We start from the raw sequence: 15,643 nt of genomic DNA on the forward strand, positions 1-15,643 counted from the left end.
ATGCTGCGTAATAGAGAGATCAAAATCCAATGCATAATGATGTGCTTAATCAGTCTAGCGGCAATAGCTACCGCTGCTTTTATTTCACTTGCTGCTGCGGTACTCATTTTCATTACTTCTGTACTCCTAATTGGATGCAGCTTATTACATACGAACTGGAGATATCGTGAGATCGAAAGGCTTTCAGGATACTTACGGCAAATTAGCGGAGGAGATTATGAGCTGGATGTTCGTGATAATCAAGAAGGTGAGCTTAGTATTTTAAAAAACGATATTTATAAGGTGACTCTCAGATTGTCCGAACATAGCTCTATCCTTCAACAAGATAAACTCAAGCTTACCGATGCTATTTCGGATATTTCTCATCAGCTCAAAACCCCGCTTACCTCCATGATGATGATGGCAGATTTATTAAGCGACGCTGATCTGCCGGTAGTTAAAAGATCAGAATTCACACGGAATATTCGGATTCAGCTTGAACGGATTGAATGGCTTGTATCTTCTTTATTAAAGCTTTCAAAAATTGATGCAGGTACAGTACCCTTCAAAAAAGATCAGATAGCGGTAGGAAAGCTTATCCATAAAGCATTAGAGTCTGTTCAAATCCCGATAGAAGTTAAGCAGCTAACGGTGTCGATAACGGGTGAAGAATCCGTTTCTTTTGTAGGTGATTTAAATTGGACAGCTGAAGCCTTGATCAATATTTTTAAAAATGGTGTAGAGCACACGCAGGAAGGCGGAATGATTGCCATTTCTTTTTTAGAAAATGCGCTGTATACGGAAATGATCATTGCTGATAATGGCAAGGGAATTCCGAAAGCAGATCTTCCTTATATATTTAAACGTTTCTATAAAGGGAAAAATGCCAGTGAAGGTAGTATCGGAATTGGTCTTGCGATGGCTCACAGTATTATAACTAGCCAAAACGGACATATAGAGGTTCAAAGCTTTCCAGTGAGCGGAACACAGTTCCGAATTAAGTTTTATAAACAAATTGTATAAGGTTAAGTGACTAAACTGTCATTTATGAGTCACTTGATAGTCATTTTAGACAGATATACTAAAACCAACAGCTAATTAATGGAGGTTTTAAAGTGGAAATATTAAAAATAGATCATCTGTCTAAAATATACGGCAAAGGCGAAACGGCAGTAAAGGCGCTTGATGATGTTTCATTTTCAGTGAAAAAAGGTGAGTTTGTCGCCATTATTGGTCCGTCAGGCTCGGGGAAATCAACGCTCCTTCATATGTTAGGCGGGGTGGACAGACCAACGAGCGGTAAGGTGCTCATTGAAAATACGGATATTTATAAATTGAATGAAACACAGCTGGCGATCTTTAGACGTAGACAAATCGGTCTTATCTATCAATTTTATAACCTTATTCCTGTTCTAACCGTCGAAGAAAATATTACGCTGCCGATGCTGCTTGATGAACATAAGGTAGATAAAAAGCAATTTGATGATATCGTGAAGAGGTTAAATCTACAAAGCCGCTTAGGCCATCTGCCCAACCAGCTTTCCGGCGGTCAACAGCAAAGGGTATCAATCGGTAGAGCGCTTATTAGCAATCCAGCTATTATGCTGGCGGATGAGCCAACGGGTAATTTAGACAGTAAAAATAGCGGTGAAATTATCGATTTACTAAAAATGTTCAATAAAACCTTCAATCAGACGCTAATTGTCATTACTCATGACGAGCGAATTGCTCTGCAAGCAGATCGAGTAATTGTGATTGAAGATGGGAGGATCGCCAAGGATGAGGTGGTTCGTCCATGAACATTGTAAATAAACTAACGATCAGACATTTGAAGCAAAATAAGAGACGTACGCTCGTTACCATGATTGGCGTCATCATTTCAGTCGCAATGGTAGCAGCTGTAGCAACGCTTGGCGTATCTTTTTTGGACTTAATGAAAAAGCAGGCGATTGCCGACGATGGAGAATGGCATGTTCTTTATAAAGCTGTAAATAAAGATCAGCTAAAAGCGATCCAAAACGATGATAAAACAAAGAGTGTTGTTATCACAAGAGATCTCGGATACGCTCCATTAGTAGGGGCACAAAATGCAAACAAGCCTTATTTATTTATCAAGGAGTATAATGATCAAGGTTTTGAACAGTTTCCGATTGAACTCCGTGAGGGACGTTTTCCGCAAGCCGAGGATGAGGTCGTTTTGTCAGAGGAAATTGCCTCAAATGCTAAAGTAGAATATAAGATAGGTGATCGATTAACACTTGAAGTCGGTCAACGGATTTACAAAAATAGTTTGGGTGAAGAGCAACTACTTGATCAGAATACTGGATTACGTAAGGACAATGAATCAACAGATGAAACATTAGAAAATAAAATAACTGCAAGTTATTCAGTTGTAGGCTTCATAAAGCGTCCCACATGGGAGTCAACATGGGCGCCCGGCTATACGGTCTTAACCTATGTGGATGAAAGCCTGATTGGAGCAAACGAAACCGTAAATGCATCTGTAATACTAAAAAATGTGAAAAAGTCCTTGTACACGCATGCGGAAAGTTTGGCGAAGGATAATAATATAGATATAGAGTCCATTAGTTATAACAATAACTTACTACGTTACTACGGTGTAACGAACAATGATGGATTTCAAGCAACTCTATTTTCATTATGCGCCATTATTATGGGAGTTATTATCGTTGGATCAGTCTCATTAATATATAATGCTTTTGCTATCTCGGTCTCAGAGCGGTCTCGCCATTTAGGCATGCTATCGAGTGTCGGGGCTACGAAAAGACAGAAGAGAAACTCTGTTTTTTTTGAGGGAGCTATTATTGGTGCGATTAGTATCCCGATTGGAATCGTTTGTGGTCTTATCGGGATTGGTATAACGTTCTGGTTCATTAACTCCACTATCAAAGGAGCGATGGGAGTAACTGAAAAGCTATCCTTAGTCGTTACCCCCTATTCCATTCTGATTGCCTGTGCGGTTTCCATTGTGACGATTCTCATATCCACTTATATCCCGGCAATGCGTGCATCTAAGATCTCTGCTATTGATGCCATTAGGCAGTCCATAGATATTAAGCTTACGGGTAAGGCAGTGAAGACATCAAAGTTCATTCGTAAGCTATTCGGCATCGAAGCAGAAATTGGCTTGAAAAATTTAAAAAGAAATAAACGAAGGTACCAAGCAACTGTATTCTCACTCGTCATTAGCATCGTTCTCTTCTTAGCCGTTTCTTATTTCACTGATAATTTAAAGAAATCGCTTGAGCTGTCACAGAGTGGTGTGAATTTTGATATTCAAGTATCAACAGGGAGTGGGGAAATAAGTGATCGAGTATTAAACGCGATAACTTCTCTGGATGATATAACGGAATATAGTGTCTTGAAACAAATATCAGTGAACTCATGGATTCCTGAGGCAGAAATCGCTAAAGAGTTGCAAGAACAGGTAAAAGTAGACCCCACTCCCTTAAAGAATGGGAAATATCCCTACAATATTTCATTCCATGCATTAGATCAACAAAACCTTCAAGCTTATGCCGAGCAGGTAGGAGCAGATTACAAACAGCTTATTGATGCTGATCCGAAAAATTTGGCAGCCATTGTAATTGATACAATCCCTTATGAGGATGAAGTGGCCGGGAAGTTTGTTGAAACTAAGGTGGTTCATAAAAAGCTTGGTGATCGCTTAGATTTGTTCGTTGTAGAAGGGGAAGTAGGATTAGAGACGAATCTTAAAAAAGTGAAAATCGCTCAATTAACTAACCAGTTTCCAATGGGGGTTAGTTCACGGGGATTAGGAGATATAAATATCATTGTATCTGAGCAAGTCATGGATCAACTGATTAAGGATATGAATAATGCTCATAGCTATTCAACACTTTACCTGAAAAGTGCAGATCCAATGGCGACGCAGCATGAAATAGAGGAGATGAAAGAGAACGAAACGTATGTTTATAATGTGTTTCAAGGTAGACAGCAGGAAGAACAGATGATTTTATTAATGTCTGTATTCACTTATGGTTTTATCCTGCTCATTACGGCGATATCGGTTGCGAATATATTTAATACGATCTCGACGAGTATATCACTGCGAAAACGGGAATTTGCCATGCTGAAATCTGTAGGTATGACACCAAAAGGTTTTAATAAAATGATGAATTACGAAAGTATTTTTTATGGTATAAAGTCATTACTCTACGGACTCCCCATCAGTGTAGTCGTGATGTATCTCATTCACAAGTCATTGATGAACAGCTTTAGCTATCAGTTCGTACTTCCATGGATAAGTATTATTTATGTCATTGTTGCTGTCTTTGTTATTGTGACTTCAGCTATGCTATACTCCAGCTCCAAAGTGAAAAAAGAGAATATTATAGATGCTTTAAAGCAGGAGAGCATCTAGCATGGCGGTTGATATAGGAGTGACTAAGCAACAAGAAGTGAGACGGAAGGCAGACGTATTGAAGCAATACGAAGCTTACGGTTATCAAGTCGCTTATTATTTGCTCGAAGATGAAGCTCTAGCTATGCAAGCCGCTACTAAGGCTTTAATTGACCTTTTAAAAGATGATGAGTTTTTTGACGAACTTCATGTTCATCAGAAGCAAAAGGTAAAGCGTGTCTTTATGAAGCATTCGTTATTAACGAAAGGCTCGCTTTAAATAAGTATGAAGAAGAGTCTATCCGACGTCAGCATAATGCTGCGGGATAGACTCTTCTGTGTTTATCTAATAAGGATTCAAAATCCGATAGCTTCTTCATTTTCTAAGAATGAACATCATCATGATAAAGTGACAGTTTGTCATCCTGCTGGGCATAATATATTCACTTAGGAGAGAGACATTCATATGATGAAAGATGGTTTTGACGGATGGAGAAACCGAGTTGATGGGAAGGAGTATTCGTGATGTTTCTGAAAGAGGACAACTATTGAATGGACTAAAACAAAATTGATTAAGTGCAAGTGAACCATTGTGCGATGAATCATTCAACTAACGGGGAAGTTAGTTCAATAGTACATAACGATGAGCAAGCACTGCGGTGGAAGACATCCGGAGTATAATGGTTGATTGTTTTCAGGAATGTTATTGCTGTAGAGGTAAGCATCTTTGAACGGCTTTTAAAGATTTGAATTGATATGTTGTATCGGCAGCGTGTGACGCGATTTTAGTTATCGAGTTGCCGCTTCATAGTCAAAAGGCATTAATACCGATATATTCAAAATCGAAAAGCCTTGCTGTGTCTAGGAAAATCATCACTGATAACGTCAATGTACCAAAGAATTTGCACACCTCGAAATGATAGCAACGATGGTCTATAAACTCACAAAAGACGCAACGCCAGATCAGCTGAAAGCAGCAGGGTTAGGCGCACATTATGTGGCGCACGACAGTGCTTTATTCTATGAGAAAGCTGGGGGAGTACCCTGGACGGCAGCCTATATTCAAGCAAAAGGCGATCCAATCGCAGATCTCTATGAGGATATTGCAGCGGAAGAGAAGGCGAGAGCAACGTATCAGTGGCTTATTGACCTGACGGATGATGTGGATTTGCAGGATAGCTTGAAGTACCTGCGGGAGCGGGAGATCGTTCATTCGTTGAGGTTCCGGGAAGCGGTGGAGATACTTAAGGAAAAGCGGGATGAGAAGATTTATTATTAGATATAAACTTCTCAGTAGGGAAGCTGTAACTGACCTTTTTTCTTACTCTAGCTAATGCCGAACGTGACATTCGGACCAAGCGGTTATTTAACCTTTAGTCTTTTAGCGGAAGCAACGGCTTTTTCAACCCGGTACATACCAATCGAAAGTGTTGCTTATATGTTGGTAATAGCTAGCCGCATTACTCCGCAAGAGAAAGACGACAGGGATTGTGAGGAACGGCATCCACTATACCTAAAGATGGGAACCGAAATGGGCTGACGCGCATATACTTTCTATATACTATATGTCCGGAGGAGATAAACTTGTATCAAGTACCTTCTTGCTGGGGAAATTCATACAATATGCGGGTCAATTTTGTACCTATCTGGAACACAGAGTTTCCGAAAGCAGTGCAAATGATTAAGGAAGCGGTACAAGGGGAGCGTAACGATGAATTGTTCTACGATGAATTGATTAATTTGGCTCCCTCACAAGAGCAGGTGACTATTATTGAAAGCATCCGAAACGATGAGCGCGGCCACAATAAAATGTTCAGAGAGATGTACCGAGCTATTACTGGACAGGATATTTCAGGCATCAGTAGTGAGCAATATGAGAGGGTGCAATCCTATGTAGAAGGTCTACAGCGCGCATTGATGGGTGAGTTGGGTGCGGTGGAACGATACCGCAACATCTGGTTTGGTTTGCCTGCTAGCATCTATAAGGACACAGTGTACGGTATCATTTTGGATGAGCTTAAGCATGCTGCTAAATACAATTATCTGATTACATTGAATCTTAGGTAACTATCGACCGAATGTCAATACTATTCAACATCAATTGGATGCTGAATTTTATCCTTATATTCCCATCCGCATATAGATGGCCGTTGCTGCCTTTAACGACATAGAATACGTCCTCTAACTTTTTGCCGCGTACCTTCAGTTGGGACTGCAGCCATGATTCGGTAATATTGTTGGAGTTTAAATTGCCATGCAGAAGGTGTCCGTCTATTACAAGCTCAATTGGGAACTGTGCGGCATTACCTGCAGTCAACTGCAGGTCTTTTAATGTCACGGCTTGCAGTTCCTTTTTCTTTTGAATAGATAGTTTTCCGTTAATCTCTAGGAGGGCGTACTCCACTTCTTCTATATTAAAAACTTCTTTCTGGCGAAGCGGTTGGTTTAAAGAATCTAATGTCATATTATTTTTTTTTAAGTTATCTTCGAGAATGAACCCTCCTTCTATGAAAATGATGGGTGTTCCCTCTGTCCACATCTTAAAGTTTCTGAATTTCAAAAAAGGCTTGTATAATACATAAGAAGTAATTGTAAAAACGGACAGGGCTTGCAAAGTTGGCTGCCATAGCTCCTAATATGAACGGAACGTGCTAACTCGGCTCAAGGCTGTTGCGGCAGCTGCTCCTTGTTTTATTAAAGTAACGGGCACAGGATAGTTTAATCATTTTCGCGAATAACTTCAAATTAGTGGGTTCATAAATATGTTCGTATCTCGGATCAAATTTGAAGGAGGAACAAATAAGCCGTATGGCTTCTTCTTTATAAATAACTTGTTGGACTCAAACAAAGGAATCAATACATTTTTATTGTAAAACGATAAATTAAGTGATAAAATCAAAAATGAGGTGAAATAGATGAAAAAAGAGACGCTCTTTTTAAAAGTTGTTCTGGTTGTTATGGCAATTCCTGCATTAGTGATGTGTTTTTATGGACTCCCAGCGATGGCGCATAGTATGATGCCGGATTTCCCGGATATTAAAGTTTATCTTTCCGCTTTGGCTGCGTATGTGGCGTCTATTGCGTATTCATTTACGCTACTTCAGGCATTTAAGCTTCTCAGGTACATCGATACAAATACCGCTTTTTCGCAAACCTCTGTTTCAGCGCTTAAGAAAATAAAGCGAGCGGCGGTTGTCGTATCACTTATGTTTGCATGTAATCTCCCGCTTTTCTACTTTGTAGCTGACGGCGCAGACGCACCAGGCGTCATGGTCATCGGGCTATTTATAACCTGTGCGCCAGTTGTAATCGCAGTATTTGCCGCAGTTCTTGAGAAACTGCTCAAAAACGCGATCAAGCTCAAAGAAGAACAGGAGTTGACCGTATGATAGTGGTTAACATTGACGTCATGCTTGCAAAGCGGAAAATGAGCGTTACTGAGCTATCGGAGAAAGTCGGCATTACAATGGCGAACCTGTCGATACTTAAAAACGGAAAAGCGAAAGCCATTCGAATCTCAACACTCGAAGCGATCTGCAAAGCACTCGATTGCCAGCCTGGAGATATTCTCGAGTATCGGCAGGATTGAATAAAATAAAAAAAACCGCCGTACGTCGCAGATGTAAGTAATGATGAAGAGTTCGAAAGCTATATCAATCCTAACGACTACATAGCCTTCCCCTTTGAGGCTAACGGCAATATGACACTATACCATAAGAATAACTCATCAATAATAATGCTTGCTCATGACCATTGTTTTGAGCATATTACACCCCTTGATGGTTATCCAGAATATACAATATACAGAATTAATGATTGTCCAAACATGTTGCTTGGGTTGAAGAAGTTGCTAAGCAAGAACTAAGTAGATTGATAACACAATGAATGATTAAGCTAACGGGGAACGTTAGTTGAACAAACATGGAGCAGTTTGCTACGGCAGTTGCTCCTTTTCTGCATTACGCTAACGGGCAGTTATGCGCAACAAAATAAGAGAGTATCCCGTCATTATGTCGATTTGTCCGCTATGTGGATGATTGCAACATCTTCGTAGCGAGAAGACGAGCCGGAGAACGTGTGATGGAGTCGGTAACGCGCTTTGTAGAAGGAAAGCTGAAACTGAAAGTGAATCGGGAGAAAAGCGCGGTAGACCGTCCATGGAACCGGAAGCTCCTAGGGTTTAGTTTCTTAAGGGACAAGAAAGCAACGGTGCGCCTCGCCCCGCAGACCATCTCGCGTTTCAAAGAGCGAGTGCGGGAGTTGCCGGACCGAACGCGCTCCGAATCCATGGTAACCCGAATCGGGCAATTGAACCGCTATCTCATGGGATGGCTTGGCTATTTTCGACTCGCCTCAGCGAAGGTTCACTGTGAGAAATTCGACCAGTGGATTAAGCGCAGGCTGCGCATGTGTCTATGGAAACAGTGGAAACGGGTGCGACCTCGAGTCTATGAGCTTCGAGCACTTGGCGTACGAGAATGGGTGTGCTTTGTGATGGCCAATTCCAGAAGAGGCGCATGGGAAATGTCCCGAAACACAAACAATGCCCTTCCGACTTCCTATTGGGAAGCGAAAAGGCTCAAGAGTATGCTTTCACGTTATTTGGAGATTTGTTAACCTTTTGGAACCGCCGTATGCGGACCCGCATGTACGGTGGTGTGAGAGGACGGAGGCTAACCGCCTCCTCCTACTCGATTCGTCATTCCTTCTCAGCCAATTTCAGCTCCTTAATGACAGCGCCGTCCGAGGTTAATCGATATAAACCAAATACAACAGGATTAACCTGAACCAAACCTAACTTCACTAAATCTTTAAGCGACTGATTAACACGGGATAATTCTCCCCACTCTTTAGGAAGCCTATCGGAGATTTGCAAGGGTGACAGCCATTCCGGTGTTAACGCTAGCAATACCGTTCGTAGATTTGGGGACAAATTCATAGGTTTTCCCTCCTGCTTTGTTAAATCTAATATTCATTCTGTACGTTCTTACTTGCATCTAGATTCGTTAATTTCGAACTTAGTCATTTTAGGCGGCGGGTTAATGCCCAGAATAGAAGCGCCAAAGCACTGACAATTGATGAACTACGCCAACAAAACCGGAACGCGATTAGGCACGACCTACCGCGTCGATGGCGGCGGCAACAGAGTCTATACGATCTTCCGCGTGCAAACGTCGGAAGGCACCGTCGCTTGGTCTATCTTTAATACCGCGGCGTTGAATAAGCTTCTGGACAGCAACGTACAGGTACGCCTGGACAGCAAGGCGGCGAAAAGCGCTTGCGTAGGAAGCTTTAAGCAGTCGGGAAGCTCGATCATCAGGCCGAACGGATCTTTCCAGGGTCTCGATATGCTCGACAAAACGGAAATCTATACGTCAGGCGGCGCGGATGGCCAGGAATTCCCCGATTAGCAAATGCTTGAGCATGATTTTCTCCCTTGGAAACATCCAGTCCAATGACGGGATTCATTTGACCACTCCTTGTTTAATATTCGCCGGCAACCCCTAACCTTCTTGTCGTCCACATTATTGCATATGATTCGGGGTAACGCCCCAACTAGCCTAATCATGGTGTAACAAGTAGGGGGGATGAACAGAATAGCTCTCGGGATCCGAGTCCCACGGGCAGGAACGTTCGATCCCCGGCTACCAAAATCATACGACCACGAAAAAATGAGGTCGACCAGTAAGTTCTGGTGACCTCATAATACGAACGGGCAGGATAGTTTAAGATTAATGAATCGTATCACAATTAGGGCTAAATGTTCCGCGTGGCTCGGTTCGGAAGATTCGAGTTTAATTGTCAGTAATATGATCACATGACAGGCATATGGACAGGACTTGCTGTTAGGCTGGTTATTCGACGTCGAAATCGTGGAAAAACCACTGTTCATTGAAAGGTAATTACATTCTAAAAGAGGCCTCCAAGGCACCGGTGTCTTCGAAGCCTCTGAAGTACTTGATCTTCCCTTCTTCAACTTCACAAAGCACCGCCCAGTAGCTTTCGAATAGCTTATTAGTAGGACGGATACGATGCTTAAATCTGCCCCAAGCAAAAGCAGATCTATCATCACCTAATATCTTAACGATCTCGAATTCCTGGGTATCAAGATCTTTCTCGAATTTGGATAAAAGCTTTCTTACGCCGTTAATGCCGCAATAAGTTCCATAAAAGTGGTGTCGGTCAGACTCCGTATCGTACCCAGCAATAAATGTTGCTTCACTGTGGACATATTGTAACGCGCTGTCCTTGTCCTTCAGATTTTCGATATAAAGTTTCAGTACCTGCGCTGGTTTCATATCGTTTATCTCTCCTTTAGTCTAAGCGTGACTATCGCTATTCAATTGACAAGTTTGAGCTGACTCGTTATGACGCCAAGGTGAATCGCTTCATGAAGCAAAGCAAAATTAAACAATTCTCCGGATGTATGAAATATAAATGGCCCCATCTCAAAAGGTGATTGAAGATTAAGATTAAGCATTTCAGGTGTCAATTCGGACAGTTGGGCAAGTTGGGCCGACAACCGCACAATCAGTTCTTCCTGCGATGGCGAAGCTTCTGTCCAATCCGATGGTTTCGTACCCGAGCCAAACATTTTTCCGTAGTGCTCCGGAATTTCAGTTGGTGAACCGAAGCATAACGTAGCGTATTTATCCATCCAATATACGATATGCCCTACATTCCATCGAACCGTGTTATTAAGGCCTTTGGGCTGAATGTCCATTTGCGTTTCGGTTACCTTCTGAACCTGACCGATGATGATTTGACGAAGTACTCGTCCCGTGTTGATGATTGATTGTGCCATAGTTGACTCCTCCTCAAGATTGGATCGTTCCTTTCACATTTCTAGCTTACATTTCCGGCTTCTGTGCAACCATCACGAAATTCCGATGCAATTGATCGGTTTCAGTAATCAATAACTCGTAATTTGATGAAGTCAGGTTGTAGCCGATATAATGGCAGTGGAAGATCGGATATCGGAAGGAGATAAATAATGGAACTTCGACAGCTTGAATACTTTGCTGCGATTTGTAAGGAGATGCATTTCTCCAGAGCTGCTGAGAACCTTAATACCACACAATCGAATCTGAGTCAACAGATTAAGTTTCTGGAGAACGAGATCGGCTACCCTCTATTCAATCGCATAAGTAAGCGAATTACGCTAACTGATGCAGGCAAGATCTTACTCGAACAGAGCCACCATATATTTGAACATGTTGACTATGCAAAGAAGGCGATTGCGGATCTTAAATCGATCGAAGGCGGCAAGCTGGATATCGGCATTTTGCCTGGAGATGGCGAATTACTGTTTGACGCTTTACTTATCGATCTCCATAAAACGTATCCTCAGTTATCAATAAGCGTTACGGAGTCTATGGATGTCTACGAACAAGTTCTTAATGGCACAAGAGATCTTGGAGTTACCACGGTACCGCAGAAGGCAGATGAACGTATTGCCGTTGTCCCTTTGTTTCATGAGGAGTTTTCTTTGGCTATTCGATCCGATCATCCCCTTGCAAAGTCAAAGGCGGTTCCATTCGAGCAACTTCAGCATCTAAAGATGGTCATGTTCGGCCCAGATCATCAAATGACCAAGGTCATTCATGCCTGTTGTCAAGAACAGGGAATTGTGGTGAACAATCCGATTGTAAGCTCATCCTTATCAACGCTTCTAACACTGGTCCATCAAGGAATAGGAGCGACTATTCTCCCAAAGATGCTGCTAGATTATATCAACGATGAGAATATTACTGCCGTGACTCTGCTCAAGCCAACGCCTACTCAGGATATCTGTATCCTATATCGTAAGGATAAATTTATGGGTAAAGCAGCGAAATTATTTATTAAAGAATTGCAGGCTTTTATTCAGCGTGTCAAAGATCAAACCATTCACTCGTTGGGATAACCCCATTCAGGCCATCGTGCCGTCGGCCTTTACAAGTATTTTGGCTACAAGATTGAAGTAATAGTTATTCATTACGCAAACGGGAGACGGATAACTCGAATATGACTTAACGGCAGCCGTCCTAGAAAGCGGCTGCCGTTTTCATTAAACTAAAGGGCAGGATACTTCGAACGTGGCAAGAATTATAACCATGAACGTTTATTGAGAAAGTAGGTTGTTAATACGTGGTATTTGCACATCTCATTGTGGAGTTGCACTGTCTTTACGGGATAGGTGACCAAGATGAAATTAATCCTGTTCCACCTTTTTGTAAAAACGGAGTTCGTAAACCAGGGTACCATTGTTTATCGGAAAATTGTGAGTTTTCAGGGCATGCACCAGCGCCACTTGAAATAGCCTATTCAGATGAAAAGGGTGAAGTAGCCCCTGATGCGTGGATAGGATTTGGAGGCGATATGGACCCTAATCCTTATAACGATAAGATGGTATCGGAACTAAAAGAATCATGGGAAAATATTTGTAAAAAGAAAGTAAATGAAGCATATGAAGATTATATGAAGCAGCACAAACTACTTGAAGATAAAGAATGAAATTCACAAATAGAGAATGGCAAAAACGCTAATAAAGGGGTAACTCATGGATAAAATGGTTCATGAATTGATGAGCATTGAATTAGAAAATCCATTCCCGTATAGAGATTCCGATAAAATTCAGGAGGATTTCCGTTATGTTTTTATGCATTAATTGTTAAATACGTAACTAGCAAGCTTGTTACATATCCACAAGTGGGTAGATAATCACACGTCGTGGTTCTTATTTTATTGTTAAATGTATGCCATTATATTTCTAGGGGTGATTGGATGTTTACTGAATTCAATTTGACGGATGAGCGCCCAGCCTATACCCAGGTAAAGGATTACATGAAACGTTTAATTACTGTAGGTGTATTGCAAGCGAATCAGAAACTCCCGTCCACGCGTGAACTCAGTTCTTTGTTGAATGTCAGTAGAAATACGGTTGTTAGTGCTTACGATGATTTGAAAGACGAAGGATTCGTATATGTAGATAAAGGAAAAGGGAGCTTTGTTGCTCAAATATGGGGCGAGGCAGTAACTGCACAATCATGGCAATTTAATTGGAAGCAGAACATTAGTGATCAAGCGAAGATTGCTGAAGAACTGGATCTTATTAAGCATGGGATTCGCTCGATTAAAGGGGAAATCAATTTTACAAGTATCGCACCGGATGAAAAATTGTTTGATCTGGATAATGTCAAACGAGCTTTTTTAGATCGGATGTCCATTGAGGGTGAAATCATCTTAAACTATGGATATGCGCAAGGCTATAAACCGTTAATGGAATATTTGCTTCGATACTTGGAGAATAAAGGGGTTAATCTGGAGGGTAAGGAAATCCTGATTACGAACGGTTTTACAGAAGGATTAGAACTCATTTTATCGGCTTTAATCAAGAAAAATGGGCGTATCATTTGCGAGAATCCTACTCATCATGCAGCAATTAAAATTTTTAAAATGCATGGATTTGATATTACGGGTATTGAGATGGAACAAGATGGGATCAATCTTGTGGAACTGGAGAGAGAATTGTCAGAACGACCATTTGATTTAGCTTATCTTGTGCCTTCTTATCATAATCCAACTGGTATAGTGATGTCTCCCCATAAACGAACGGAAGTTATCAAGCTGCTCCATAAATATCAAGTCCCGCTTATAGAAGACGGTTTCAACGAGGAACTAAGATATTCAGGATCCCACATTGCCCCTTTAATTGCATGCAACGGTAATGGAAACAGTGTCATATATATAGGCAGTTTTTCTAAAATTCTTTTCCCAGGCCTACGGGTTGGATGGGTTTTAGCTGATAAAGAGTTCATTTATTATCTTGAAAGCGTAAAGAGAGCGCGAAGCATTCACACATCCACCCTAGATCAATCCTTGCTCTATCAATATCTTCATAATGGCAACTTCGAGAAATATTTAAAAAAAGCTAAATCTGAATATAAGCGAAAGTGTGAATTAGTCATTCGGTGCTGTAGAGCGTTTATTCCGTTAAAGCGGCTTTCAGGAGACGGGGGACTTCACGTGTTTATTGAATTCGATGATAAATTTGATACCAATGTCCTGTTAGAATGCTGTCGTCATAAAGGGGTTATATTTACATCGGGCAACATTTTTTTTACGAATAATAAAGGCCATCATACGATGCGTCTTGGTTTCTCACGTGTTGCAGATGAGGACATCATAAAAGGGATTCAAATTATAGGTGATACAGCTAAACAAATGATGTGGGGGGTTCAGTTATGAGAGTTGGTGTAATTATGGGAGGGATATCATCAGAAAGAGAAGTATCCCTTATGACTGGAAAAGAAATGATTGCTAATTTGGATAGCGAAAAATATGAGTTGTATCCGATTGAAATCAATAGTAAGGACGAAATCGTTGAAAAAGTGAAAAATATGGATGTGGCACTGCTTGCGCTTCATGGAAAGTATGGTGAAGATGGAACGATTCAAGGAGCACTTGAAACACTTGGCGTTCCTTATACCGGGTGTGGCGTTTTATCGAGCAGCCTGAGCATGGATAAGAATATATCCAAAAAACTATTTCGTAATGAAGGCATCCACACCCCTGATTGGGTTCATTTAAGCAGTGATGATGAATTATTTATTGAAGACGTAGAACGACTGGGATATCCGGTTATTGTGAAGCCAAATTCAGGCGGTTCGAGTATAGGAATCGAAATTGTTAAAAACAAAGAAACGTTAATATCTGAGGTACAAGAAGCCTTTCGATGGGATAATGAAGTGTTGATCGAGCAATATATTAGAGGTGAAGAGATAACCTGCTCCATTATAAACGGAAAACTTCTTCCCATCATCGCTATTCGGTCTCAATCCGAATTTTTTGATTACTCTTCCAAGTATGACGACGGCGGGGCTGATGAACAAGTGATCCAATTGCCACCCGATATATTTGAGAGAGTCCGTGCTTCTGCACTAGGTTGTTATAAAGCATTGAAATGCAGCGTTTATGCCCGAATCGACATGATTCTTAAAGATGGAATTCCTTATGTAATGGAAGTGAACACACTGCCAGGCTTGACGAAAAATAGCCTCCTGCCCAAAAGTGCCAAAGCCGCGGGAATTGCATTCAGTCAACTGTTGGATTTAATAATTGAATACTCACTTAGGGAAAGAAAGAGATAAAACAAAGGATGACGTTGCTTTGGTTCCTTTAAGCGAGATCACTGTCGTGATATATCAAAACGGTTAGAAAATAATTTGAAATCCGCTCTTATAGCGGTTTTTTTTTATTTTTACATACTTAACATCAAATCCTTCTTTGAAGTTACGC

General features: G+C 41.1%; 16 protein-coding genes and 3 pseudogenes. 15 read left to right on the plus strand and 4 right to left on the minus strand.

Annotated features, from left to right (window positions below; all coding sequences use genetic code 11):
- From AC0YOD_RS08590 to AC0YOD_RS08620, 7 genes and pseudogenes are all read left to right on the plus strand, one after another.
- Complete coding sequence (locus AC0YOD_RS08590; RefSeq protein ID WP_475798856.1) at positions 1 to 1,002, plus strand: sensor histidine kinase; 1,002 nt, start codon at positions 1 to 3, stop codon at positions 1,000 to 1,002.
- A 92-nt stretch (positions 1,003 to 1,094) separates the two neighbouring features.
- Positions 1,095 to 1,778 (plus strand): ABC transporter ATP-binding protein, encoded by a 684-nt coding sequence (locus AC0YOD_RS08595; protein WP_475798857.1) that lies wholly within the window; start codon positions 1,095 to 1,097, stop codon positions 1,776 to 1,778.
- Positions 1,775 to 4,384, plus strand: a complete 2,610-nt coding sequence (locus AC0YOD_RS08600; RefSeq protein ID WP_475798858.1) for an FtsX-like permease family protein — start codon at positions 1,775 to 1,777, stop codon at positions 4,382 to 4,384. Before AC0YOD_RS08595 ends, AC0YOD_RS08600 begins: the two co-directional genes overlap by 4 nt.
- 1 nt (position 4,385) lies before the next feature.
- A complete protein-coding gene (locus AC0YOD_RS08605; RefSeq protein WP_475798859.1) occupies positions 4,386 to 4,643 on the plus strand; it encodes a hypothetical protein in 258 nt (85 codons plus the stop codon).
- Between the two features lie 612 nt (positions 4,644 to 5,255).
- Positions 5,256 to 5,642, plus strand: a pseudogene (locus tag AC0YOD_RS08610) (manganese catalase family protein); the annotation flags it as partial.
- A 54-nt stretch (positions 5,643 to 5,696) separates the two neighbouring features.
- On the plus strand, positions 5,697 to 5,903 hold the full coding sequence (locus tag AC0YOD_RS08615) for a hypothetical protein (protein WP_475798860.1): 207 nt from the start codon (positions 5,697 to 5,699) through the stop codon (positions 5,901 to 5,903).
- Positions 5,904 to 5,947: 44 nt separating this feature from the next.
- Positions 5,948 to 6,430, plus strand: a complete 483-nt coding sequence (locus AC0YOD_RS08620) for a ferritin-like domain-containing protein (RefSeq protein WP_475798861.1) — start codon at positions 5,948 to 5,950, stop codon at positions 6,428 to 6,430.
- Here AC0YOD_RS08620 and AC0YOD_RS08625 read toward each other — a convergent pair.
- A complete protein-coding gene (locus tag AC0YOD_RS08625) occupies positions 6,423 to 6,902 on the minus strand; it encodes a DUF421 domain-containing protein (protein WP_475799329.1) in 480 nt (159 codons plus the stop codon). The two genes, AC0YOD_RS08620 and AC0YOD_RS08625, sit on opposite strands and share 8 nt — an antisense overlap.
- 376 nt (positions 6,903 to 7,278) lie before the next feature.
- On the opposite strand from AC0YOD_RS08625, the gene AC0YOD_RS08630 reads away from it, so the two are divergent.
- The 3 genes and pseudogenes from AC0YOD_RS08630 to AC0YOD_RS08640 all read left to right on the plus strand — a co-directional run.
- Positions 7,279 to 7,752, plus strand: coding sequence for a DUF2975 domain-containing protein (locus AC0YOD_RS08630; RefSeq protein ID WP_475798862.1), 474 nt, complete (start codon positions 7,279 to 7,281; stop codon positions 7,750 to 7,752).
- A complete protein-coding gene (locus AC0YOD_RS08635; RefSeq protein ID WP_113035934.1) occupies positions 7,749 to 7,952 on the plus strand; it encodes a helix-turn-helix domain-containing protein in 204 nt (67 codons plus the stop codon). Before AC0YOD_RS08630 ends, AC0YOD_RS08635 begins: the two co-directional genes overlap by 4 nt.
- A gap of 425 nt (positions 7,953 to 8,377) precedes the next feature.
- A pseudogene (locus AC0YOD_RS08640) lies at positions 8,378 to 8,980 on the plus strand (group II intron maturase-specific domain-containing protein); the annotation flags it as partial.
- Positions 8,981 to 9,062: 82 nt separating this feature from the next.
- Here the strand turns inward: AC0YOD_RS08640 and AC0YOD_RS08645 are convergent.
- Entirely contained in the window at positions 9,063 to 9,302 is a 240-nt protein-coding gene (locus AC0YOD_RS08645) for a hypothetical protein (RefSeq protein WP_475798863.1), read from the minus strand.
- 139 nt (positions 9,303 to 9,441) lie between these two features.
- Here AC0YOD_RS08645 and AC0YOD_RS08650 point away from each other — a divergent pair.
- Positions 9,442 to 9,759, plus strand: a pseudogene (locus AC0YOD_RS08650) (hypothetical protein); the annotation flags it as partial.
- Positions 9,760 to 10,266: 507 nt separating this feature from the next.
- Here AC0YOD_RS08650 and AC0YOD_RS08655 read toward each other — a convergent pair.
- A complete protein-coding gene (locus AC0YOD_RS08655; RefSeq protein WP_475798864.1) occupies positions 10,267 to 10,662 on the minus strand; it encodes a nuclear transport factor 2 family protein in 396 nt (131 codons plus the stop codon).
- A 41-nt stretch (positions 10,663 to 10,703) separates the two neighbouring features.
- Positions 10,704 to 11,168: a DinB family protein gene (locus AC0YOD_RS08660; RefSeq protein ID WP_475798865.1), complete on the minus strand. Its 465-nt coding sequence runs from the start codon at positions 11,166 to 11,168 to the stop codon at positions 10,704 to 10,706.
- 189 nt (positions 11,169 to 11,357) lie between these two features.
- Between AC0YOD_RS08660 and AC0YOD_RS08665 the strand changes: the two genes are divergently transcribed.
- From AC0YOD_RS08665 to AC0YOD_RS08680, 4 genes are all read left to right on the plus strand, one after another.
- Positions 11,358 to 12,269 carry a LysR family transcriptional regulator gene (locus AC0YOD_RS08665; RefSeq protein ID WP_475798866.1) on the plus strand — a complete coding sequence of 304 codons (912 nt, stop codon included), beginning with the start codon at positions 11,358 to 11,360 and terminating at the stop codon, positions 12,267 to 12,269.
- Positions 12,270 to 12,493: 224 nt separating this feature from the next.
- Positions 12,494 to 12,859, plus strand: coding sequence for a hypothetical protein (locus AC0YOD_RS08670; RefSeq protein WP_475798867.1), 366 nt, complete (start codon positions 12,494 to 12,496; stop codon positions 12,857 to 12,859).
- A gap of 270 nt (positions 12,860 to 13,129) precedes the next feature.
- Positions 13,130 to 14,593, plus strand: a complete 1,464-nt coding sequence (pdxR, locus tag AC0YOD_RS08675; protein WP_475798868.1) for a MocR-like pyridoxine biosynthesis transcription factor PdxR — start codon at positions 13,130 to 13,132, stop codon at positions 14,591 to 14,593.
- Complete coding sequence (locus AC0YOD_RS08680; protein ID WP_475798869.1) at positions 14,590 to 15,495, plus strand: D-alanine--D-alanine ligase; 906 nt, start codon at positions 14,590 to 14,592, stop codon at positions 15,493 to 15,495. Before pdxR ends, AC0YOD_RS08680 begins: the two co-directional genes overlap by 4 nt.
- Positions 15,496 to 15,643 lie beyond the last annotated feature (148 nt).

This window comes from Paenibacillus sp. J31P13 (genome assembly GCF_056269295.1).